This window comes from Treponema sp. J25 (genome assembly GCF_004343725.1).
GTDB lineage: Bacteria > Spirochaetota > Spirochaetia > Treponematales > Breznakiellaceae > J25.
Genome location: NZ_PTQW01000003.1, coordinates 20,331 through 44,064, shown reverse-complemented (window position 1 = coordinate 44,064; position 23,734 = coordinate 20,331). Strand labels below are relative to the sequence as shown.

Here is a 23,734-nt window from a genome sequence, read left to right as displayed (position 1 = left end):
AAAAACGGTAAGAGCTACGTCTAACTCAGAAGAACACTGACCGCCGTTTTCAACACAAAGGAAAAATACTTTTTGCCTTTTTTTACGATTTACGATAGGAGCATCTTTCCCCCACCCACTCTTTTTCACTCAAGGATGGGGGAATTTTTCAATACAAAGAACAGGGACGTTATTCTTTAATATTGAACTTCTTGCGGAACCGTTCAATACGACCGGCGGTATCTACCAATTTCTGCTTTCCCGTAAAGAAGGGGTGGCAGGCGGAGCAAATTTCCACATTGATATTCTTAACGGTTGAACGGGTTTCGATCACATTGCCACAGGCACAGGTAATCTTGGTCAACTCATACTTGGGGTGAATACCCTCTTTCATAGGTCCTCCACAACACTCACTAATCTATGGCTGCAGTCCCCGTATTCATAGACCGCAGGAACGCCTCATTATTCTTAGTTTTTTTCATTCTGTCAATAAGGAGCTCGATGATCTCAATATCATCCATGGGATTGATAACCTTCCGGAGCACCCAGATCTTCTGGAGTTCCTCTTCGGTAAGGAGCAGTTCCTCTTTTCGGGTGCCACTCTTTTTAATATTGATGGCAGGGAAGAGGCGTCGATCCGAAAGCCGCCGGTCCAGGTTGATCTCCATATTACCGGTGCCTTTAAACTCCTCAAAAATAACCTCATCCATACGGCTCCCTGTTTCGATGAGGGCTGTGGAAATGATGGTGAGGCTCCCCCCTTCTTCGATGTTTCGGGCGGCCCCAAAAAAGCGCTTCGGTTTGTGCAAAGCATTAGAGTCAACCCCACCGGAAAGAATTTTACCTGACGTAGGCACGGTCTGGTTATAGGCTCGGGCAAGGCGGGTAATAGAATCCAACAGGATGACCACATCTTTTTTGTGTTCCACCAGGCGCTTAGCCTTTTCTAGCACCATCTCTGCCACCTGCACATGGCGGGTCGCCTGTTCATCAAAGGTGGAAGAAATGACCTCCGCCCGCACGGTCCGCTCCATATCGGTAACTTCTTCCGGCCGCTCATCGATAAGTAAAACAATGAGATAAACCTCTGGGTGGTTCTGGGTAATCGCATTGGCGATTTTTTGCATCATGATGGTCTTACCGGTTCGGGGGGGTGCCACAATAAGGGCCCGCTGGCCCTTCCCGATGGGACAGAAGAGGTTAATAATCCGGGTAGAAATTTCTTCGGGGGTGGTTTCAAGATTCAATTTTTGATTGGGATAGAGGGGCGTAAGGTTATCGAAGGGAATACGGCTCTGGGCCACCGAAGGATCATCATAGTTTACGGTTTCCACCCGAAGCATGGCAAAGAACCGTTCCCCTTCCTTGGGGCTGCGAATCTGGCCATAGACGGTGTCTCCCGTCTTAAGGGCAAACAGCCGAATTTGACTCGGGCTAATGTAAATATCATCGGGCCCGGGGAGGTATGAATTCTGGGGACTCCGCAAGAATCCATAGCCATCGGGTAAAATTTCCAGGGACCCATACGCATAAATGATTCCCCCCCGTTCGGTGTGGGCCTTCAGAATCGAAAAGATTATTTCCTGCTTCTTTAATGTCACCATGTCTTCGTGACTAATTCCGTAGAAAGCCGCGAGTTCCCGCAGGTCCTTCATATTGAGACGGGTAAGCTCATTGATCGAAAGACGGGGCTTTCCTGAATCCTGATCGCTCCGGGGTTCGGGTTTGCCATAAATATCCGGCATCGTAATAGGCAGCTGATAAAAAGAAGGGAACGCAGGAGCTTCAAGGGAGGTGGCACTTACGGAGGAACCCGTGGCAGAAGAAGCGCTTCCATTACCATTATTCCAATTGCCGTTTCCTCCCACAGCAGCACTCCGCCCCTGGCTACGGTCATAGGGACGTCGGCCCCGGGTGCGAACAACCACTCGGGCCTGCGGGACCGATTCTCCCCCTTCGTTTATTATTTCATCTGCCGGCGAAGCAGTGACGGGGGATTCCCGTTCTTGTATGCCCCCAGAAGAATTTTCTTCAGAACTCAGAGAGATTTCTTCGTCTCCCCCCCGATGATCTTCTGAAAAAGAAGAAAACGTTTCTTGCTCTCCCGTGGTTTCCAGAGAAGAAGGGAATATCCCGGAAGGGTCTACCAAAAAGTCATTCCTCTCTTCTTCCCTTCCTTCTTCCTTTTCTGTAGATTCCCCGAGATCAAGCTCTTCCTGCAATTGCTGACCTTCTTCAGATGGGGTTTCAGCCTTTTTCTTTTTTCTGATTATAGCCATGCACATTCTCCATAGACAGAACTACATTGTTCTGGATTTACTAACACCAACGAGGGATTACCATACATATCAATACATTATGATCTGGATGCACCCATGAACTCGCCTGTTTTGATTTTTCAACACCTGGAAGGATAAATATAGTATATGTCGTATACTCCTCACTGTCAAGGTAGCAAGTCAAGGATTTGGAAAAGAGCGCTGCGCATCGCCCGCTTGCGAATTGCATTTCGAGAGCCAGAAAAAACATAGTCCTTCGAACGGACTAACCCTTCCCGCAGAGCACAGGAAATCCAGACCGTTCCTATGGGGGTAGCAGACCCATCCCCCGTAGGGCCCGCAAGACCCGTAATGGCCACCGCCAGGGTTGCTCCACTCCGAGAAAGGGCGCCCCGGGCCATTGCTTCGGCAACTTCCCTGCTGACCGCCCCATATGTTTCCAGGAGGCGCTTCTCTACACCCAACTGGGATATCTTCGCGTCCCCCGCATAACACACATAGCCCCCCCAGAAGAAACGGGAAGCCCCCGGAACTTCCGTTAACACTGAAGCAAGCAATCCTCCCGTACATGACTCGGCGGTAACCATCGTATACCGATGATCCACCAGCTTTCGCGCCAGGCTACGAACAAGTCTCCTTGTACAAAAGGCACCCCCAAAGAAAGGGGCTCCAATGATCGGGGACTTACCAGTATTGCTTGGGAACAAGCTACTCATGGGCGGGCGATTTACCCCTCCTGGTGGGGAACATATTTTTTCAGTTCCGCCTTAATGTCTTCGGTGGGACGGGAAAATATCTCCAGATGCTGTTCATCAATACCCGTCATGATACACTGGCCCTCAAAGCTTACATTGTCCGCAATTCGAAGACGCCCCGTCGTAACATCCCCTATGACGGTAGCCCCTGGAAGCATATCCACCTTATCAACCGCAAAGATGCGTCCTTTAAGAAATCCTCGCACTATAAGAGAAGATACGGATAACTCATTCACCTCTACATGGGCATCTTTATCAATAACAAGAGACCCTTCCCCTTTTATGGTTCCCTGAAAAGCCCCCTGAATACAGAGGGTCTTCTTAAACCGAAGAACCCCTGCAAAACGGGTCCCCTTTCCAAAGGTGGTAACCTGTTCTTCCCGTTCACTGAGGCTTGTTTTTCCCGTTTCAGTTTTTTGTCGTTCGGTGTTTTTAATCATTTTGCGCCCTATTTATTTAGTAGTCATTACAAATACGCCATCCCAATCTTCAGGGGGCGGATTTTCTATATAATGCTTACAACGAAGGTAGTACACCTTCGAAGGTCCATCATTAGGATCAACCTTAAGGGCCTCCACAAAATACGAAAGGGCCTTTGAAAATTCCATCAATTTGTACAACTTCCGACCCTCTGCAAAAAGTTCCAGAACCTTCTTTTTCTTTTCGTCTATCATAGGCCCCTCCGATGGGGTTTTCCCCTCATCATCCTTATTGAATATACCCCATTAATCGGCATGCAAACTTTTGCGGAATTGGTGCTCCAACGTATTGATTTCTATCTCCTTTTTTCGCAAAAGTTCATGTTGTTTCTCAATAGCATGCATTTTCGCATCCAGCTCTAAAAGTTTAGTTCGAAAGTTAGAAGTAACATTCTTCACCGTTTGTTGTAACAGTTCGAGCCCATTTGCGCCTCCATGGGACTGATCCACGGCCTGTTCCAGGAGGTTTACCGATTCTTCACAGTTTTTAAGGAATTTTTTCATTTCTTCGTTTATGGTTTCGGTTAAACTAAGCCGCGATTCTCGAACCGCAATTTGAGAAAAAAGCTCCCGATGCCGAAGCACCGCCCGAATGCGGGCAAGCACTTCCGAAAAGTTATAGGGCTTGGTTATATAATCATCTACTCCCAGTTCAAAGCCTTCTACCTTGTCTTTCACATCGTCCATTGCAGAAAACATGATGATAGGAATGTCTTTATAGGCATGATATTCGGGATCTTTCTTCAAAAGCTTTGTTACTTCCCACCCAGAAAGTTTCGGCATGATATTATCAAGCAGAATTAAATCCGGCCCAAAGGATCGAACCTTCTCCAGGGCTTCCACACCGTTCTCTGCTTTTTCCACCACAAAGCCCAGTTTAGAAAGCATGACATCAAAGAATTCGAGGTTTATCTGTTCATCATCTACAATAAGGATCTTTTTCTTGGCTTCCATCGATTATTCCTTCCTTGCTCAACCTTGGTATACACCTTCAGGATTCTATTTTCCTACGGCGAAAAGAACTTGTCAAGAAACGATGACCTTCCCGAACCAGCCCCAGTAAGAGCCCCCCCAGGGCGGCTCCTACAAAAAGGTAGGCCGCCCAATCTCCCCAGGCAGTATACAACGTGGCCTCCGATACGAGGGGTACGGCCGCGATGAGGTATGTCTCCGTAAAGGGTTCTCCCATAGCGGTAATTTTCCCATTGGGGTCAATCGCACAGGTTTGCCCTGAGGCCGTCGCCCGGACCACACTTCGTCGGTTTTCAACAGCCCGAAAAACGGCCATGGTGGCATGTTGCATCTGGCAGGCAAGACTATGGGCCCAGGCATCATTGGTAAGGTTTACAATAATCTCTGCACCGCGGCGAACAAATTCGCGGGAAAGGTATCCAAAGGTATCCTCAAAACAAATAGGGGTAGCAAACCGAAGACCGCTACTCTCAAACACGGTGTATTCGGTTCCCTTTTTCCAGAAATGGGTATCCGCATTACGCAGGGCCTCGTATACCCAGGGCAGTTGCTTTTTATAAGGAAAATGCTCTGTAAAAGGAACAAGGTGAATTTTTCGATAGATTCCCTGCTCTTCCCCTTTTTCGAAGAGCATCACCGCATTATAATCTACCCGTTCCCAGCGCCCTTCCTCATTGACTTCAAGGCGCGCGTCATCATTCCCAATCACATAGGGAACCGACTGGGTCGCCAGGAAATCAAGGAGTTCCTTTACCAGGACATACGATTCAGGGTCATCTCGATAGGTAGTATGCCAGTAAATACGGGGCACAAAGGCGGTCTCTGACCAGACCACCAGATCCAGGGAGGGCTCCTGCTGGATTGCCTCAAGAGAAAGCCTTTTCAGCACTTCAAAATTCCGCCGATAGGCAGGAAGGCCTCCCCGCCAGGGATCCGCATTATGCTGAATAAGGGCTAGTCGCTTAACCGGGGCCCCTGTATAATTTAGCGGACGCATATATCCGTATACAAGGGTTGCAATCAGGGCCAGCACCCAAGCAACAGCGGCCCCGACGTCTTTTCCTATTTTGAAGGCCGACCGTTCCTTGTTCCATCGTCCATAGAGGGCCGCCAGGTACACTGAAGGGAACACTACCAGGGCCGAAACAAGCCACACACCGCCGATATCGGCAATTTGAATCAGGGGGCCCATATTCCACTGGGAGTACCCCGTAATACCATAGGCATACCCTAAGAAACCTTTGGTCCGGAGGTACTCATAGGAAAGCCACAAAAGCCACTGTAAAATATAATATTTTTTGGGGAAAAGATATTCACTCAGTTTTAGGAGGGGAAAGAGGATAGCAAAGTAGGTAAGATAAATTACCCCTACCACAATTCCGGCCAGGGGGTGAAACACACTGAGCCAATAATTAAACAAGGCGTAACTGAGGTAGCCATAGAGCGCCCCCCACAGGACGGACACCGGGAGCGCAATCTCTTGAATGAGAATAAAGATAGGAATGTACGCTACAAAGGCAAGGAGAGGAAGACCTTCCTTAAACAGACTATTGGGGAAAGCGGCGGTAAACAACAGGGCACTACTACCCATCAATAAAAAATGATGGATAACACCACGGCCCCACTGTACCAAGCCAGGGAATTTCACTGGCCCTCTCCACCATCCCCCTGGGCAGACAGGGGCGCCGTAATAGGCCAGACGTCCCGTTTTAGCTCTTTTCCGGCCCGGAACGCCGCTACCCCATGGGAAGAAACAGAGACGGTCTCCCCTGTTTTAGGGTTCCGAGCCTTCTTTCGTCCTTTGCGCACCCGAATCTCAAAGGTCCCAAACCCCCGGAGTTCCACTACCTTTCCCGCTACAAGGGCCTTTTTTATCTCTTCAGCAAAAAGATCGATGACCTGGTGGATATCCTTTCTATTTAAACCGGTCTTTTCCAAAATAGACTCAATGATATCCGCTTTGGTAACCTTATAGTCGGCCATCGTCCCTCCAGATCATCGGTTTCTCTTACCCAGACTGTTCTTTTTCCCGCCCCAGAACAGTCTCCCTTTTTCCTTCCCTCTTATGCGCTCTTGAGGGTATTAAACAATCTCTGCATCCGGCTTTTTTTTCGGGCCGCCGCATTTTTCTTAATAATTCCCTTCTGGGCAGCCTTATCGATTTTTGAAACCATTTCTTTCAAAAGGACCTCTGCCTCTGCAGTGTCTTTCTTCTGGACTGCGGCTACAAATTTTTTAACACTGGTCCGAACAGCGCTTTTAACGGCCTTGTTTCTGAGCCGTCGTTCCTCACTTTGCCGATGTCGTTTTTCGGCTGAAGTACTCTTGCTTGCCAAAGGATTCCCCCTCACACCTTAGAACTGGAAATAAAAACAACACGCTCTTTGAGCATATCAAATAAATGTATATATGTCAATAAATAAAAGCTCTCTTCAGAAAGCGCCCCTCCGTACAGCGGGGCACTTCTTACACGGTTCATTTAAAATCAGACGGACGACGTTCCACCCGCTTGCACTTTTCACATTCCGCCACATTCTTTACTTTCCCATTTTCGAAAATGGTCTTCATTTTGATCTCTCCACCACAGGAACAATAAAATCGCTGGGTTGCGCTGGTGGTACGGGCGTTCTTACTAACCTGACCCATAGGTTTCTTCTCCTTACCGGCACACCGGTATAATAGTATCCATCAAGATAAAAATCGATGAGGATGAGCATACTATGTCGCCTACCCACCTGTCAACTATAGATTCTTCGCCTGAGGGGGCGCAAAAAGGGATGCCAGCCATTCCAGGATTACTCCCTTGTGTAATTTCTTAAAATACTTTATGGTATCCTAAAGGTGTTCTGATTCGGTCAGGTATACAGAACGCCCCAATCACGAAAAGATGAGGAATTACTATGAGAATCACCACCCGAGGACGATATGCCCTTCGGGCTATCATCGCTCTCGCCCGGCTCAGTCAGAAAGGGGAAGCCGTTTCCATAACCCGTCTTTCCGAAGAAGAGGGAATTTCATCGGTATTTCTGGAACAAATTTTTTTTAAACTACGGAAAGCAGGTCTGGTAGAATCGGTGCGAGGTCCCGGGGGAGGTTTCCGTTTTTCTAAACCCCTTACGGAGATCACCATTCGGGAAATTCTGGATGCCGCCGGCGAAAACCTAGAATTAACCCCCTGCACCCAGAAAAAGCAGGGAGTCTGTCACAATATTAACGACTGCAAGGCCTACGAAATTTGGGCGGAGGCGACCCGACGGGTGAACGATTATTTTTCCAGCATCACCCTGGGCGCTCTTATTTCATCATAGAAAAGGATCACTATGCTCTTAAAAGGGATCCACGAAGAACGTTTTTCGTTGAACAATAGGCTCTGGGGTAAAGAAACATCCAAAATGGAGGCAAAGGCATGAAAGGGGACCGGAACAACAAAAAAGCCTATGAACAACTGGTGGAGACTTTCAAGAAATTCAAAAAAGGATGTACCGTAGCGGATCTTACGGCACGAACGGGCCTACCCCTCGAACAAGTAAAAGAACTGGTACCTCAAATAGTAGACGAGTATTCAGGTCGACTCGAAGTGACTGAATCGGGGGAAATTCTCTATTCCTTCCCCAGAGGTTTTGTAAGCAAATACCGGGGGCTCAGGGCGCGACTTCGATCCTTTTTAAAGGGCGTAAAAAAAATAAGTATCCAGGTAGGCACCTGGCTTTTTAAAATGTGGATCCTTCTGATGCTCGTTGGTTACTTTGTGCTGTTTGTGGTGGTCGCCCTTTTTGCCCTTCTTGCCTCCACCGTTATTTCCGTATCCGGTTCAAGTGATGAGCGTTCCAGTTCCCGTCGAGGAAACGGGATAGGTGGTTTTTACGCCATCTCCTACGTACTCGATCTTTTCATACGAATTTGGTTTTACTCGGAACTCACCCGTTCTATTGACCAGGCCTACGGAATAGACCGGCGGCCCCCTCGTCCCCGGGGACGGCCCCTTCATCAGGCGGTGTTTTCCTTTGTTTTTGGCGATGGGGATCCCAACATGGATTGGGAGAACCGGGAAAAACGGGCGGTTCTCTCCTACATTCAGGCTAACAAGGGAATCATTTCCCTTCCCGAATTTATGATTCTCACGGGCCGCCCGCCTCAGCAGGCAGAAGCGGAGATTTTAAGTTACTGCGCCCAGTTTGGCGGGACCCCCGAGGTAACCGAAGCGGGGACACTGGTCTATCAATTTAAAGAACTCCTTATGAACACCCTTCAGATAGAAAAAAACAGCAGTGGATTGACCACCCCTATTAAGCGGCTTCATAGTTTTTCAAAGAATCCCCCCTCCATGAATCGATGGTTTGCTATCCTCAACGGGGTAAACGTACTGTTTGGCGGCTATTTCCTTGTGAACAGCCTGATCGTAGGCATTCCTGTTCAGGAACATCTTCGGGGCTTTTCTTACCTTTACACGATTACCTATGCCCTTTTGTACAGCCTTGGAACCAATCCCCTGGCGATCCTGTTCTGGGGCATGGGAATAGTACCCTTTGTGTTTTCCGTTCTTTTTTATCTCATTCCTCTCGTCCGTTATCAACGGCTAAAGGAAAAAAATGAAGAAATCAAAACCGAGAATCTACGTAAAACCACCTATCTAAGAATCTGGGAGAATCCTCGCCGGGTTCTCCCCAGCGACATTCATCCTGCTACGGAGGAATATGCTCCCCGGCGGCTTAAAGAAACCACCGAAAAGATTATCAAAGAAATGGGAACCTATAGTGTTCCCGAAGTGCAGTTCGAAGACAAGCAACACGAACCTGTGTATTCTTTCCCCGAATTAGAGCGAGAAAAAGAAGCCCTGGAAACTCAGAGAAAACAGGCGGATCTCTCGGCGTACCGACTGGGGAAAACTATCTTTGATAGCCATGGAGAAACAAACCAGTAAGGGATTGATTAGACCAAAAGGAAAGGGAAGTTTCCGCCTTCATTATGTGATGAGGTATATGATGGGGGCTGGAAACTTTAGCAGGAAATAGCAAGATTAGAAGAGCACCTTAGAATCGATCAAGGAATTCCCCCACCCTTTTTATCACTTCGCTGGTAAGATCAAAGCAGGTTTTTGTTTCCGGCAGGGAACTTAAAAAGATTCGGCCATAGGATTTTTTAAGCAGCCGGCCATCGAGGGCTACAATTGCTCCATAATCGGTGGACCGACGCATAAGCCGACCAAAGCCCTGTTTGAATTTCATTACCGCTTCGGGGAGGGACAATTCCATAAAGGCATTTCCCCCTCGTTGCTCGATATATTCGCTTCGAGCCTGAAAGAGGGGGTCGTTCGGGGTTTTAAAGGGTAAACGGGTAATAACCAAAAGTCTGAGAGTTTCCCCTGGAGCATCAATCCCTTCCCAGAAAGAATCGGTGGCAAATAAAACACTCTGGGTTTCCCCAATAAAACGAGCCAAAAGACGGGAGCGATCATCATCCCCCTGTTTCATATGGGGGATCCCCTCTTGTTCCAGAAGGGGACGCAACCCCTCGTAAACCGCCGTAAGCGTTGCATAGGAGGTAAAAAGAATAAGGGCGGAACCGCCAGAGCTTTTTAAAAGCGCCCCAATGGTACGAATAAGGTAAGGGTGATATTCTTCGGAATCCGGCAGGGGGGCATCAGTAGGCACTCCCACGAGAACCCTCTGTTGATACGGGAAGGGAGAAGGGAATATCCCCCGAAGGACGGACTCCTCCCCTTTTTCCTGAAGCCCCACCCGTCGTTCCCAATATCGGAAAGAGCCGCCGATGGTAAGGGTAGCGGAAACAGACACAAGGGTGGGAAAACGACTCCAGAGAGCGTCCTGCAAAACTGGAGCAAGGTCGAGGGGGCTTGCACAAAAAGAAACCCAGCTATCCTTTTCTTTGTTTCCCCCCAATTCAAGATAAAAAACCCCTTCTTCCTCTTCCCTATACCGCAAAAAGCGCCCTACCAATTCGCCGATACTCACAAGGCGTCTCAGAATACCCCGAAGTTCCCACACCAGGGCTTCTTCTGCATCGTCCGTTGTCTGGTCCTCCAGGGCTTCACGGATATGGTCAACCAGTTGAAGAATCGTCTTTTTTAGGGCCTCCAGATCAGCGCCCACGGCACGAGAAAAATTTTCGTAGTCCTGGGGCACCAGGCGATAGGTCCCCTCGACTCCCAACAGGGATCGAGCGGCTTTCTCCACCTCTTCCCCCAGCTTCCGAAGCTTTCCCACCAAACGGGAAAGTTCCTCGAGCCAGGATTCTCCATTCGCAAGGTGCGTCGCAAGCCGAAGGGCAAGGCCCTTTTTTTGTGCCCGCCGCTTGGTGTACAAAAGGTTCAGCAATTTTAAAAGGGTAAGTTTGCTAAAGCTTTCAGAAAAGAACGACGTAGCCCCCTGTTCTATCGTATGGGCCTCGTCCAACACCAAGCGTCGATAGGGAGGAAGCACTACCGTGGCATCGAGGCTGGCCCCTTCTTTTCGTGCCGCCAGATCCGCAAACAAAAGATGATGGTTAACCACCAGGATTAAGGCCGTTGCGGCCTCCCGTTTCAGACGGAGCACAAAACAGCGATCCCGATAGGCACACCGAAGGCCACTACAGAGATCCGATTCGGAACAGATACGACCCCACAGCATTTCAGAAGGGAGGAAGGGAAGTTCCGCCTTATTTCCCGTTTCCGTTGTTTCCGCCCATTTCTGGATGGACTCTATCTCATCCCGGGATCCTGCAAATTCTAATTCCCCCTCCTGAAGCATATCCGCAAGACGCCGAAGGCACAGGTAGTTGTTCCGACCTTTGATTACCACGGCCTTTACGGGTTTTTTAAAGGCCCTGGTAAGGAGGGGGATATCCTTTTCGTATAATTGATGCTGCAGCGTTATCGTGGCCGTAGAAATAACTACCCGCTCTTTATTTACAATTGCATAGGCAATGGCAGGGATAAGATAGGCGAAGGACTTCCCCACCCCCGTACCCGCCTCGGCGACCAACAGGTGGTCCGTGTTAAAGGCCTGGATAACGAGTCGCATCAAATCGAGCTGGGATTGCCGTGGTTCATAGGGAGAAAGGAATTGAGCAATAGCCCCTCCTTCTTGAAGGGCGCCACAGAGCATATCGGGATCGAGGAGTTTTTTTTCCCTTTTATCAACGGGCTCTACGATGACATACACCCGCTGGACCTCATTATCTACAATATAGGAACCAAGGCCCTGCGAAGCGACCCGTTCTGTGATCACCAGGTCATTATCACTGGGAGTAAGATTTCCCGATGGGTGATTGTGAATAAGAACATCCGCCTCCGCATCAAGGCGATCGAGAAGGGCTAAGACAGAAGCTTCATTTCCCCGGGAAATAAGCTCGAGTTGCTCCACCAGGCCATCCTTTCCGCGATAGCCGGCCACAAAAATTTCGTTCCCCTCCGCTTCGCTGATCATGGTTTGGAGAATACGAATGCTGGTAGGAGAGAACCTTTTTTCTGAACGCACCGATTTTCCTGGCAGAACCCCTGCCCATTTCCCGATTATTTTTTCTTGTTTCCGGTGGTATGGAACTTACTCAGTAGACAAAGAAATTGGCTACCGGGCAAGGTGCTTTTAAACAAGCACACCGCTTATCCTAAAACAAAAAACCCGATGACAGAACAAGCTATCATCGGGCAGCTGCCATCTCCTAGGGGATTCGAACCCCTGTTGGCGGGATGAAAACCCGCTGTCCTAACCCCTAGACGAAGGAGACGTGAACATTTGCGATAAACTACACTGTTTTACACTGTATTACATCGCACTGTCCGTTGCTGAATATAGCGGATATTCTTTTTTTTGTCAAGCCTAGGTTTCAATCTTTTTTAGCAGGAGTTGACGAAACCGCTGGGCCTTTTCTGAATCCGGATGGATCCGGAGTGCCGCCTCACAATCCGAAAGGGCCTGGGTATAATCTCCAAGGTGATAATACGCCTGGGATCGCCGATATAGGGCATAAAATTGATAGGGATTTACCTCAAGGGATCGGGAGTAATCTTCTATCGCTTCGGTAAACCGCTGCAGAACCGCATATACGATACCCCGGAAATAGGCAGCCTTATAGGACTTGGGGTCCAGTTCCAGGGCTCGACTAAAGTCTTGAATAGCCTCTTCGTACCGGGACTCGGCAAAATAGGCCATCGCCCGATGTTTATAGATTACTGCGGCTACCGTAACTGGAGGAGAGGTTTCGATAATACGGGTATAGAGGGCGATCGCTTCCTCAAAATTTCCCTGGTTATGGGCATAGAGGGCGTCTAATAAGAGATCATCCAGAGATTCCCTCGAACGGCTTCCTTCTAAAGAATACCACATCGAAGGTTTTAGTTCGGACGTTTCTTCTTGTTTAAAAATTTCCCGATCCGTTGCATCCTCTACTTTTTTATAAAAACTTTCTCGCCGCCTATCCAACTCCCGATTCAATTGGCGCTGATAGTCCCTTATTTCCTGGAAAACAATGTCCGCCAGAGAAAGACTCGCATTCACCGCTGCCAGCTTTCGTTTCATCGGCTCATCAAAAGGGGTAAACTCAGCTTTATACACGAGCTCATGTTCCACCTCTGCCCAGGCGTCCTGTAAAATAGTACGAATTTGAATCTCCGCCACATCGCATCCTAAGGGACCATACTCCTGGATCAGAGTATCAGGAATTCGAATCAGCACATGGGTGGATTCATAGCCAAATTCTTTAAAAGAATACTGGGAACCCTTCCGTTCAATTTCATGAATTACAAAAAGTTTTTTTATGACATCTTCCACAAGTTGGACGTCTTCAATAAAAGTACATACGATCCGCAATCCAATAAGGTCGGTAATCTTAGGCAACGAGGCCGAATTATTTTGAATCAACCGAACATACTTTTTATAGAAACTTTCAAAATCCTTTGTGCGAGACTTAACCGTTGGGCGAGGAGAAAAGCGCAGGAAGGCCCCTTCCAATTGTTCCTGAAGGAGCCTTGTCACCTGGCGCCGCTGTTCATAAAATTGAAAAAAATTATCCTTGAGAGTATCCCATTCCAAAAGAACCGGAGGAGTTTTCATCATAATTCCTATTCTATGTGATAATTGAAAGCTTCGCAACAAATAGAAAGTACCCCTTGAGGGGGTTTTTCCCCTGATGTTTTCACGGGACACTTACGGAAAGAGAGAAAAATGCCTATTCATAAAAAAGGCCCCCTTCCCAATCTTTTGGGGAAAGAGGGCCTTTTCCACAGTCAGCGCACAGAAAATACTTCTTTGCGCTCCTTATACTGCTTTATCTATCTTATTGGTTTTGCTGGTTCGTCCCTGTAGAAGGAGTAAAACCGGTCTCCGTGGCCTTCTTCTGGCTTTCAAGATAGCGGAGTACCTGGGCCTGGCCGAATCGAGACATCTCGATGGTCTTCCGTTCATTTTCTCGATCCCGGATAATGTTCCACAGGGCCTCGTCATCGATATCCCGTTCAGTGTCAAGGACAGCCTTATCGTAGATCATCTTGACATCTTTGAAGTATACCACGAAGTCTCCCCCTTCATGGGCCCCATCCCGCTGAATAAGGAAGCCACCAAACTTCACAAAGGGAGTGGACTTAGGATAAATAGGATACAAGCGGAGTTCCCGATTCCGGACATTCTCCACATACTGCGGGTTATCCCAGCGGAGCTCTCCCCATCCGTCAAACTTAAGATATCCCATGGGGATAATCTTCTCATTCCCATCTGAATCAATGAGGATTACCGACAAGGCATGGGGGAAATTAAGTCCATACACATTTACCGCCAGGGACTTGATCACCCCTACATTCTTTACCACCCCATAGCCATTTTCAAAACGGGTTACCTTGCTGGCCTTATCCTGTTCAGTGGGCTGTTGGACCGTCCCATCATCGGCAACCTGAGCCATAGTCTCGAACGCAGGAATTTCAAAGGGAGGCTGAATCCGGGCCCAGGAGTTAAAGGGAGCAAGCGGGAAATGGATCCGCACACCCATTACCTTTCCAAACTGTTTAGAGGGGGCCTCGAGGGCATAACTTTTTGCCTCGTTTGCAACTGTCCGAGAAGAAGACGCAAGGATAACATCCCAATTGGCAAGGGCCAGGGAGGTCCTCATGAGCTTCTTCTGCTCCGCGGTGAAGCTGCCGCCGGCCACGTTGGAGAAATCCATCATGGTCGCACGGTTCTGGGTGGGTACGTTGTCCTGGTTAGGGAGTATATCCGCCGCTAGTTTAGAGAAGTCGATAAGAACGGCTTCCTCGGCACTCAAGGCTCCCGCCACAAACAACGCGATGGCAACAAGAATGAACGTCCGTTTCATTCAAAGCTCCTTATTAAAATCGGGCATTATACCTAAACACTTACAAGTATACGAGATGCTTTCTATTTGTCAATTCTTTTTCTCAATTTTTCGTTAACTTTTGTGGTATACACCTCATTTCCAGAAATAAATAGGCTGATTTCTTCAAGAAAGGGGAAGTTTTTCAGCACCAAGCTACAAAAAAAGCGGGCCCGCTTTTCAAAAGAGAGGGGAAACGAAATAGGAAGCGCCGCAGGAGCGGAAAAGCCTATGTAGGCCTTCTTGCCCCGAATCATTACGGTTTCAAGTTGAGTATCGGAATGAAAGATGGGACTGCTTTCCGGAATCTGAAGCCCAAGCAGCGATTCTTCTACAAAACGACGCAAATTTTCCTCCATCGTTTCTTGTTTCTGAATAAAGCGAATTTCCCACCGTTCTTTGCCGGGGGGGACATACCCTCCCACGAGATACCTGGCTCTTCCGGAAAATCCTATGCTTAACAGCGCAATCAGTAAAAGAACTACGATATATAAGAGACGACGTTTTCGAGGATCCCTTAAAAAATGCCGGGATTTTTCTGTAAGGATAGTGGGGATATCTATGTTCTTCATTTGTGATTCACAAAGCCTCCTGAACGTTCAAACGTAGTGGTAAAGTCTACAATACCGTTATACAATGCTTTGACAAACCGCGACAAGCTTTCCTGTTCATACAACAACGATGCGTCCTGTTGGTTAGTGATAAAGCCCAATTCTACCAATACGGCAGGCATGCGGGTGTTTCGTACCACAAACCATTCGGCCGCCTTTATGCCCCGAGAGGGGAGGAGCACTCCCACTTCCTCGGTAAGACGCTTATGGATGCCCTGCGCAATAAGAATACTTTCGGTGGTGAATTCTTCCTCTAACATGGCATTAAGAATGGGAAGGATCTCTTTATTATCCCCATACCGATCGGGATCAAGGAGATTTCTTCGATACTCAGGCGAAAGGTACCATACTTCATAGCCCCGGGCATTCTTGTTAAAAGAAGCGTTCAGGTGAAGCGAAACATACATTATGGCTTCATGCTCTTTTAAAGGAACCGAATTGGCAATAGCTACCCGATCTTCCAGGCTTACATACACATCCTCATCCCGGGTAAGTAAGATTCGCTTATCGGGATACTGCTTTTTTAACAGCCCATAGAGTTCCTTCCCCGCCCTAAGGGTGATATCCTTTTCTCGGAGGGTAAGCTTCTTTCCATTTTTCATAAGTTCCCCTACCGCACCAGGGTCTTTTCCCCCATGTCCCGGGTCGATAACGATGGCCGCAATCCGAAACCGGCTTTTTTCTTCTTCTTCAAGCTCGGCTATTCGTTGCCGAAGGGTTTCCACAAAGCTGGAAGGGAACTGGGGCTTACCCTGCCGGAAGACCGGTGCTTCCGCATAAAAAACCGTCGCACCATCGATAATAACCGGAACGAGGGGAGAAGCAACAAGACTATCCGGAGAAACCCACAGAGGGAAAACACAGCGATGGCCCGCTACGTCGAGTACCCCCACTTCTCCTAAAGGGTCATAGTAAAACGTGGCAGAAAGACGACTGAGGGTGTCTTCAAGAGAAAGAAAAGATTCTTGAGCGGCAAGAGGAATGACAAACAAGAGAAAAACACAAACAAGGATAGTGACGCTCATCCCTTTTCCTGACCATTCGCTGCGGTAATCCGCGGGTATACCCATGGGGTCTTCCTCCCTACTTTAGGAGAGTATCCAGATAATACACTGCCCCTTGATAGCCTCCCCGCACAAAGGAAAGCCAGAATTGCTTCCCCAGAGCCCCAGAGGTTTCCCCCTCAAAATTGGTAAATGATCGGAAACGGAAACGAAGGCCTGTCAAGGCTTCCACTGCCACAAGACCTTCCCGGAGCGAACGGCCCACATAATCAGTGGCGGCGGTCTCCAACAGACCGGGAACAACCAGAAGATTCAGGGTTCCCTCCGGCGAGGGGCAGAGAGAAGAAGGATCGGGTAATCTTTTGATAGCAGAGAGAAGATCCGGGGAAAGGGAATAGGCATCAGGAGGAAAGCAGACTTCTCCTGGATTCCTTGTTTCCATATCCTGCAAGAAGGCTTCGGTTCTCTCATCAGGATAACGGAGCCTAATAAGGATTTGCTGCACCGCCCTCTCCGCAGCGACTATGGCCTCAGATCGTTCGGGAGCAACAGAAATTACATTGCCGCATTTGGTAACATTGTTTTCAGGGAACTGGACCGTATCTCCCGGAGCAACCCGAGGGAAAACATCCCGCACATTCGGCACCGCCCGGGCGGCATCGATGCCGTGGATTTCCCGGATGGTACCGGGAATGGAGATAAAGGCCCGCTCCGCGCTGGTCCAGTACCGCTTTGGCTCCAGATTCGTTGGGGCCCTGCCAATAGCCACCTGAATGGCCGCCCGGGTGGGTTCCACCCCCGATGCGTAGGGGTAGGTCCAGCCCGACATATAGCCCCCCGAAAGGCGGGCCGCAATTTCCCCAATCATGGGCCCCCGGGGTGTGAGCTTTACATCCCCCTTCGCGGCCCCATGGGTAATCCCCAGGGCCCGGACTCCCCGGGAAAAAACGGCAATCAGTTGTTCTACCAGGGCGGGGTCCGTATCGGTAGGCATGGTATGCCCCATTTCTATGAAGTAGGGGGGAAAAAAAATATGCCGGTCCGCCACGCCACAGATGGTAATCCGGCCCTCATACACGATGGCATCCACCGAATATTCGGGACCTTCCATGTATTCCTCTACGATAACCCGGCCACTGCGGGAATACGGAAAGGCACCCCTTATAGCCTCATGCAATTCTGTCACCGTATCGGCCCGGCGGCATCCCCGGGCACCCATGTTATCCACCGGTTTTACCACCACGGGAAAAGCGAAGGGGGGAACCCAATCGGCGGCAGGCAGTTCCGTAAGGGCCACAAAGTCCGGCGAAGGCACCCCGGCCTCTTTAAAGCGCCGTCGCATCCGTTCTTTGTCACTTGCGTCCAGAGCACACTCATATGGAATGCCCGGTAGTCCCAGGTGTTCTGCCACGTAGGCCACGGTAGCAGAAAAATCGGTACCCGCCGTCATGACCCCCGCCAGAGGTATCGTTTTCTGAATGTTCTGGGCAAAGGCAAGGATCCTCTCCTTATCTTTCAAATCGATCGGTTCAAATCGATCGGCCAGGCTTGCCAGGGGAGCCTGGGGGTTTCCATCAACCACTACTGTGTATAATCCTTCTTCCTTTGCAAGACGAATGGCGGGGCCCTGCAGGATGCCCGCGCCAAGAATCAAAAGTGCCTGTTTCATGCTACCTTTCCTCATCGGTTATCAAGATGTCGAATTTTAATCGCATAGGCTTCAAAGGTATCCCCTAAACGCAATACCCGACTCGTCTTCAGTAAGAATCGATAGACCCAGCTTGCCCGCCCACCCTTATCATTCTTCGCCCCCGGAAGGGACTGTTCCGCCACCGGTCCGAGCCAGGGGAAGCGTTCCGGATGATGTCCCGTACTCTGGATTGTAACCAGTTTAAACCCAAAACGGGCAAGGAAGGCCGCCGTTTCCCGGGGGTCCCAGAGGGTCCAGTGGTCGGCGGGGCTCCTTTCGAGAAAACGAGAGAGGTTGGTACGCCCCGAAATACCCGACAGGGAGGGGGTTGAAAAGGCGAACACTCCCCCAATGGGTAAACAGGCGTTGATCTGGGAAAGTACTTCCTTAAGATTGGGGAAATGTTCTATCACATACCAGAGGGTGATCACATCAAAGGAGGGACAACCGAAGAGGCGACGGGGATCCTCCTGGGGGAAAAAGGCCCGGGCCGCGGGGATACCCAGGGTGTGCTGGACATAGTCAATACCATCCGATGAGGGGTCCATACCAAAACAGGTAAAGCCCTCTTCCCGGGCCGCATCTAAGAAGGGCCCATAGGCGCAGCCAATATCAAGAAGGGTGGGCCCTTTAGGACGCTGTTCTGAGGGGATGACCGACCCAGACTTCCCTCGAGACGGGTTTCCCCCGTCTCCCTTCGTTTTCTCCATCGTCGCCTCTTCCCGAGGCTCCTTTCCCAGCCCCACTTTTCTCGGGGATCTCTCTAAAAGAAGGATAATCTGGTTAAGACGGGCCCGGGCCATGTTTTTGAGATGCGGAAAATCTTCTAAATAGGTCCTGCCATACTGCTTTTTGTATTCTTCCCCAAAGTAGGCCCCATCGTAGTGAATCGCCGGAGATTGCGGACGCACCATGTAGGTCATACCGCAGAAGGCACAGCGGAAATAGGTTCGATCGGGGAAGCGGGCCAGTGCCCGGGCCCCTGGAGAAGGATGGCCACCACAGAGGGGGCACCGCCCCTTTCCCGGGAACACCCAGCGGCTGAGTAGATCGGCGAGGGAACGGGGAGATGGTGGCTCAGCTTCGGGAAGGGCAACCTCAGAGGAAACTGCTTGTCCCTCACCTGCAGGGGCTGTACAGCGCTCAAGAACCCTTCGGGAAGCGGTGCACACCTTACGATACAGGGCATCCCTCGCCGGGACCTCCGTTGTCGAGAAAGATTGGGGAAAGGGGGTCGAAACAGAAGGGCGCCCCTTTTCACTTTGAGAAAAGAGGGAGAAAAAGCGCCCTCTCTCTGAAACCCGCACCAGGGAGTTCAACCGACGGAGGGCCCCTTTCCCTACCCCCAGGGAATAAAAGCCATACCACCGGGCAAGGCGATGGTGGTAAGGGGTAGGATTAAGAAGCAACACCGGCACCCGGGCGAAGAGCGTCTCATAGGCGGTAAGGCCGTAATGGGTGAATACGAGATCATAATCCGCAAGCAGTTCCTTAAGGTTATTCGGGGCAGAGAGAATTTCCACCTTTCCATCGGGAAATTCCTGCCGTATATTCTCTACCCCTTGCCGATTCCGGGGACCAACTACGATGGTCACCGAGCCCCAGCGGGATGCAAGAAGCAGACGGGCCACCGGCACCGAAAGGGCCCGGGGGTCCTCTGCCCCAAAGGTTACCAACATCCGAAGAGAGGGTGGAGCCTGTTCAGGCCAGTTGGAACGTCGTATATCAGGAACACCGAGGGCCTGCGGGAAAAAGAGGTTGGGCGGAATCCGGGGAGGCAGGGACGGAATAATATCGATGAGATAATCGAAGGAAGCCCGGCAGGGCCCTCCCTCATCAAGCCCTACTACCGGCCCCCATTGGCGCCAAAAGGAAAGTTCTGCTTTCTTTGTCTGAAACCTATCCAGAATGATGGCGCTCCAGGTTGTAGAAAAAGGATCCAGGGGAGCAAGAGAGGAAACCTCCGAGGGAGCGTCATAGAGATAGACCTCAAGGCCCCTTTTTCGGAGGTCCTCCACTACCTGGATACACCGCATAAGGTGGCCTCCCCCCCTTCCTTTTTCCTGGGTGGGAACGACCAGCAACCGGGGCAAGGGCGCATCATTCATAAAGCCCCCCTCTGCCCTGCGGAAGAAGGAACCACCGGTTTATCCAGGCCCCCAGACCTTTGTCCCTCGGGGAGTTCAGGAGCCGATTCTGCCTTTTTAAAGGGCGTCCCTCCGTTTTCGCAAGCGCCTTGCACCGAGGCATCAGATAGGGAGAACTTCCCTGCGGAGGAATCTCCAGAATCTAAAAACCGGGCAACCCGGCGAATCACCTTACCCGTATACCGCAGTTCCGTTTTTTGTTGCACCAGAGGATCCTGAGACAGGGCTTCATAGAGAATCCGGGCCCATTCATAATCGGCCTGGGTATCCACCGTAAGGCGAAGCTGGGAATCGCGCCATAGGCGGGGAGCCAGCGGGCGGTGAAGATAAAAAAACTCCGGGTGGGTATACAGATAGGGACAGACATGTTCCCGATCATAGGCCGTTTCTGCCTCCCGGAGGGCCCGTTCCAGGGCCTCTCGCCGGACAACTTCTACCCCAGCCCCATAGGGAAGTCCTCCATAGGCCCCATAATCGGCCCCACAGCGCATCGTCTCATACAGCAATCGCGTAGCCCCATCGCTAAACACGAAGGGGTTATCCCCTGTGGCCCGCACAATAATATCAAGATCAAAGGCCCGGGCAGCCCCCACATAGCGGGATAGGACATTTTCCTTATCTCCCACAAAAAGGTGAAAGCCCGCATCCTTTGCAAGGGGACGAAAGGCTTCTACCGCATCAGCAGGGCAGGCAAGAATATGATATTCCACCGGCACATGCAGGAGGGCTTCCATCACCCGAAAGATAAGCGGTTTGTCCCCTAAATCTAACAGGGCTTTTCGGGGCAACCGGGAAGAATCGATGCGGGCCTGCAGGATAAGCCCCGTGGTAAGTGATTTTTTCATACCCCCTCTTCCCATGACTTGATAAGAAATCGAGCATCCATGGTGAATCGATACCGATACTGCAAAACCCACCGCCGAATTTCTCGAAACAATTCCCACCCTTCCCGAAGGCTTTTTCCGCTCTTTACTAGGAATTCGAAAAGCCTGCTATAGGGAAGATGGGCATGATCGCTGCGAAACTGGGGGGCGATATTCTTTAAATAAAAGCGCAGATAACTATCTTGGGCGGTCGTATGCACCGTGGGTGGATCCTGATCGTAGTGAATGCGGATCGTTTGGGTTGCAAGGATCCGCTCCCCCCACAGATGGGCTCGAAACCCAAAATCCATAAGCTGCCAGTAGGGATTGTGAATGGTCCCATCATAGCCCCCCAGAGAAACAAAGGCATCCCGATTATACACCCCTATCCCATCAAAAGGGAAAAGAGACGGAACTCCCTCCTTTTTAGGAACCACCGGAATGGTATGGATGCGACCCTTGTAAAAAGTGGGGACCATGACGGTAGGAATAATCTCGTACCGATTATTCTGAACAAGAGGAACAAGACAGAGAGGTGTCTCTGGTGTTTCACCTTCTCCCCGCGGAACCAGGTAATGGTGGGCCCACCGTTCAGCGATCCTCAGGGCCCCTCCTTTTTGGGAAAAATGGGTATCGCTCCACAGGACAAGGAAGAGGGGCGTTTTTACTTCCCGGACAGCAAGATTGATCTGTTCTCCCAGAGTAAGCTCTTTTTGGGGAAGGACACAGCGAACAAAGGGGAAACGATGGAGCAGTTCTTCCAGTTCAGGGGAAGCGCGGGAATTTTCGAGCAGGACCACCTGTTCAAAACCCGCTTCCTGTAGTTCCTGGAACACAAGGCGGCGAATGTAGCGCCCCCCCCGCTGGAGTAACACCGCGCTTACCCCGGTTCGTTCAAGAATTTCCTGCCCCCCCAATACGGTATAGGGTGGAGGTTCGTCGTTAAAAGTTGTAGGTATAGTACTCATCGCAGTCCTTACATATCCCCGTATAGGATCCCTTAAGGTGTTGTCGGTACACGGTATTTCCCCGTTCCCAGATTTCTGCAAGACCTTCTTGAAACACATTCCCCAGCACCAGGGGAGGATCGATACTTTCTCGACACAGCGGCACCGCCCCATCTATCAAAATATGCATATCCCGCATAAGGTGCCAACAGGGCCGCCGTACCAACGGAGAAATGTCCCCTGCCCGTTTTTGTTCCAGGTACCCACAAAAATAATCATACTTTTGAATAATTACCTGGCCCCCCTTATCTTTCCAATACCGATAGAACCTTTCGATATCATCCTCGTTTCCCTGAATGCGAAGGGCCTGGAAGTAGGTAACCTCAGGAAAAAGCTCCAGCACCTGGTGGGCCCGTTCCTGGGCTTCCTCATAACCAGGCCCCCGGAGTTCCTGATAACGGGCAGGGTCCTGAGAATCCAACGAAAGAATAAAATACAGGGGCTTTCTTCCTAAGGGCCGCGGAGCGGCCTGTTCCAGTTGCCTACGAAGGGAGGGGAAAAAAGCTGGATCCCACCCAATACCACTGGTTTCGATAATACCACTCAGGGAAGGTCGATCCAAAATAGCCTGGATAAGGTCTTTAATCTGAGGATGAGAGGCGGGCTCTCCCCATAAGGAAATATCGATATACGCATCATCGCTAAAGGCAACTATCCGGTCTAGCAGGGCCGTAAACTGCTCCAGTCCCATGGATTCATGTTGAGCCGTAATGGGCTCACCCCGGCGCTTCCCCAGGCGGGGGTACGGGCAGAGGCGGCATTCCTGGGGACAGTGCCGGGTAATCTGAATACTGTAAAAGGCAGGAAGGGTCCGCAGGTGTTCCCCCTCTCTGATAAGCAGATCCTCTATTCCCGCTGCACCGGTAAGTCCCGCCGCACTCAGGGACTGCAGCAAAACATAATTGCGTTTGGTATCCGCCGAAAGGCTGAGCCGATAGGGCCGGAGGTCTACGGGCGAGATTTCCGTTTCGATATCAAAGGCATTGATATCCCGCTGGAACACCAGGAAAAGGCTATCCCGTTCGACGGGGAGTTTTTCCTCTTTTAACAGGGCCCGCAGTACAGGGAGTATCCCGGGAGCTATGATTTCCGGCGCCAGCCCAGAGGGCCAGCCATCGCTATTGGTGTATTCGGCCCGGTATTTCCGGTGCCGCTCAATCATGGAAGCCGCCAGTTGGGGATCTATAAAGGGCGTATCCGCCCAGGCATAATAGAGGGCATCCATCCCCTGGGAAAGCCCTATCATCTGATCTAAGAGGGATCCCAGGTCCCAGGTTGCTGCCGCTTGTACCGTGACCGGCACAGGGAGGTCGCAACGGCTCAGGACCTTTTGAATGGAAGAAACATCCGCCTCTCTACAGAGCAGGGCGATTTTCACACAAAAGGGAAAGCGGCTTACCCGCTCGAGGGTTTGTTCCAGGGCCGAAACAGAGGAGTTACCATGAACAGAAGGGGCAAGGGAGGTCCCCGGTTTTTCAGAACCCTCGGGGGGGAGTTTTTTTTCTTCAGGCTTCTCCCCTTGGTTTCGGTTTTCTAACGGTTCAAAAGCATAGGGAGTGATGTTCCCCGCAAAAAGAATGGCAATGGCATTCATATCCCTTACTGTATCGGCAAATCAGGAATTG

The 23,734-nt window shown here is 50.4% G+C and carries 22 protein-coding genes and 1 tRNA gene; 2 read left to right on the top strand and 21 right to left on the bottom strand.

The genetic code is table 11. The annotated features are described in order from the left end of the window. Window positions 1–169: 169 nt before the first annotated feature. From rpmE to C5O22_RS00210, 10 genes are all read right to left on the bottom strand, one after another. The gene (gene rpmE, locus C5O22_RS00255) at window positions 170–373 is read right to left on the bottom strand and encodes a 50S ribosomal protein L31 (protein ID WP_132778982.1); all 204 of its coding nucleotides are present in this window, start codon (window positions 371–373) and stop codon (window positions 170–172) included. A 19-nt stretch (window positions 374–392) separates the two neighbouring features. Next, window positions 393–2,258 carry a transcription termination factor Rho gene (gene rho / locus C5O22_RS00250; protein ID WP_132778980.1) on the bottom strand — a complete coding sequence of 622 codons (1,866 nt, stop codon included), beginning with the start codon at window positions 2,256–2,258 and terminating at the stop codon, window positions 393–395. 167 nt (window positions 2,259–2,425) lie between these two features. After that, the gene (locus C5O22_RS00245) at window positions 2,426–2,974 is read right to left on the bottom strand and encodes a CinA family protein (RefSeq protein ID WP_132778978.1); all 549 of its coding nucleotides are present in this window, start codon (window positions 2,972–2,974) and stop codon (window positions 2,426–2,428) included. 11 nt (window positions 2,975–2,985) lie between these two features. Then, window positions 2,986–3,453, bottom strand: a complete 468-nt coding sequence (locus C5O22_RS00240; RefSeq protein WP_132778976.1) for a bactofilin family protein — start codon at window positions 3,451–3,453, stop codon at window positions 2,986–2,988. 12 nt (window positions 3,454–3,465) lie between these two features. After that, a complete protein-coding gene (locus tag C5O22_RS00235) occupies window positions 3,466–3,687 on the bottom strand; it encodes a tetratricopeptide repeat protein (protein ID WP_132778974.1) in 222 nt (73 codons plus the stop codon). A 51-nt stretch (window positions 3,688–3,738) separates the two neighbouring features. Further along, entirely contained in the window at window positions 3,739–4,446 is a 708-nt protein-coding gene (locus tag C5O22_RS00230; RefSeq protein ID WP_132778972.1) for a response regulator transcription factor, read from the bottom strand. A gap of 37 nt (window positions 4,447–4,483) precedes the next feature. Next, window positions 4,484–6,055 (bottom strand): apolipoprotein N-acyltransferase, encoded by a 1,572-nt coding sequence (gene lnt / locus C5O22_RS00225; RefSeq protein WP_132779268.1) that lies wholly within the window; start codon window positions 6,053–6,055, stop codon window positions 4,484–4,486. Window positions 6,056–6,108: 53 nt separating this feature from the next. Further along, window positions 6,109–6,447 (bottom strand): HU family DNA-binding protein, encoded by a 339-nt coding sequence (locus C5O22_RS00220; protein ID WP_132778970.1) that lies wholly within the window; start codon window positions 6,445–6,447, stop codon window positions 6,109–6,111. An 80-nt stretch (window positions 6,448–6,527) separates the two neighbouring features. Further along, complete coding sequence (rpsT, locus tag C5O22_RS00215) at window positions 6,528–6,800, bottom strand: 30S ribosomal protein S20 (protein ID WP_132778968.1); 273 nt, start codon at window positions 6,798–6,800, stop codon at window positions 6,528–6,530. 139 nt (window positions 6,801–6,939) lie between these two features. Beyond that, window positions 6,940–7,110 carry a hypothetical protein gene (locus tag C5O22_RS00210; protein WP_132778966.1) on the bottom strand — a complete coding sequence of 57 codons (171 nt, stop codon included), beginning with the start codon at window positions 7,108–7,110 and terminating at the stop codon, window positions 6,940–6,942. Between the two features lie 254 nt (window positions 7,111–7,364). On the opposite strand from C5O22_RS00210, the gene C5O22_RS00205 reads away from it, so the two are divergent. Beyond that, entirely contained in the window at window positions 7,365–7,772 is a 408-nt protein-coding gene (locus C5O22_RS00205; protein ID WP_132778964.1) for an RrF2 family transcriptional regulator, read from the top strand. A gap of 98 nt (window positions 7,773–7,870) precedes the next feature. Beyond that, complete coding sequence (locus tag C5O22_RS00200; RefSeq protein ID WP_132778962.1) at window positions 7,871–9,385, top strand: hypothetical protein; 1,515 nt, start codon at window positions 7,871–7,873, stop codon at window positions 9,383–9,385. Between the two features lie 109 nt (window positions 9,386–9,494). On the opposite strand, the gene C5O22_RS00195 is transcribed toward C5O22_RS00200, so the two are convergent. The 11 genes from C5O22_RS00195 to C5O22_RS00145 all read right to left on the bottom strand — a co-directional run bounded on the left by C5O22_RS00195 (window position 9,495) and on the right by C5O22_RS00145 (window position 23,703). Then, window positions 9,495–11,891 (bottom strand): helicase C-terminal domain-containing protein, encoded by a 2,397-nt coding sequence (locus C5O22_RS00195; protein WP_243692824.1) that lies wholly within the window; start codon window positions 11,889–11,891, stop codon window positions 9,495–9,497. Between the two features lie 229 nt (window positions 11,892–12,120). Continuing rightward, window positions 12,121–12,192, bottom strand: a tRNA-Glu gene (locus tag C5O22_RS00190). Window positions 12,193–12,284: 92 nt separating this feature from the next. Further along, window positions 12,285–13,520 (bottom strand): tetratricopeptide repeat protein, encoded by a 1,236-nt coding sequence (locus C5O22_RS00185; RefSeq protein WP_132778958.1) that lies wholly within the window; start codon window positions 13,518–13,520, stop codon window positions 12,285–12,287. 220 nt (window positions 13,521–13,740) lie between these two features. After that, the gene (locus C5O22_RS00180; protein ID WP_132778956.1) at window positions 13,741–14,769 is read right to left on the bottom strand and encodes a flagellar filament outer layer protein FlaA; all 1,029 of its coding nucleotides are present in this window, start codon (window positions 14,767–14,769) and stop codon (window positions 13,741–13,743) included. Window positions 14,770–14,831: 62 nt separating this feature from the next. Beyond that, window positions 14,832–15,359, bottom strand: a complete 528-nt coding sequence (locus C5O22_RS00175; RefSeq protein WP_132778954.1) for a hypothetical protein — start codon at window positions 15,357–15,359, stop codon at window positions 14,832–14,834. Further along, window positions 15,356–16,468, bottom strand: coding sequence for an N-acetylmuramoyl-L-alanine amidase family protein (locus C5O22_RS00170; protein ID WP_132778952.1), 1,113 nt, complete (start codon window positions 16,466–16,468; stop codon window positions 15,356–15,358). The genes C5O22_RS00175 and C5O22_RS00170 overlap by 4 nt, the downstream gene beginning before the upstream one ends. A 13-nt stretch (window positions 16,469–16,481) precedes the next feature. Then, window positions 16,482–18,071: an ATP-grasp domain-containing protein gene (locus tag C5O22_RS00165; RefSeq protein ID WP_132778950.1), complete on the bottom strand. Its 1,590-nt coding sequence runs from the start codon at window positions 18,069–18,071 to the stop codon at window positions 16,482–16,484. 11 nt (window positions 18,072–18,082) lie between these two features. Further along, window positions 18,083–20,200, bottom strand: coding sequence for a methyltransferase domain-containing protein (locus tag C5O22_RS00160; RefSeq protein WP_132778948.1), 2,118 nt, complete (start codon window positions 20,198–20,200; stop codon window positions 18,083–18,085). Then, entirely contained in the window at window positions 20,197–21,084 is an 888-nt protein-coding gene (locus C5O22_RS00155; RefSeq protein WP_132778946.1) for a cytidylyltransferase domain-containing protein, read from the bottom strand. Before C5O22_RS00155 ends, C5O22_RS00160 begins: the two co-directional genes overlap by 4 nt. Then, window positions 21,081–22,070: a hypothetical protein gene (locus C5O22_RS00150; RefSeq protein WP_132778944.1), complete on the bottom strand. Its 990-nt coding sequence runs from the start codon at window positions 22,068–22,070 to the stop codon at window positions 21,081–21,083. Before C5O22_RS00150 ends, C5O22_RS00155 begins: the two co-directional genes overlap by 4 nt. Then, the gene (locus tag C5O22_RS00145) at window positions 22,045–23,703 is read right to left on the bottom strand and encodes a spiro-SPASM protein (RefSeq protein WP_132778942.1); all 1,659 of its coding nucleotides are present in this window, start codon (window positions 23,701–23,703) and stop codon (window positions 22,045–22,047) included. The genes C5O22_RS00150 and C5O22_RS00145 overlap by 26 nt, the downstream gene beginning before the upstream one ends. Window positions 23,704–23,734: the final 31 nt, after the last annotated feature.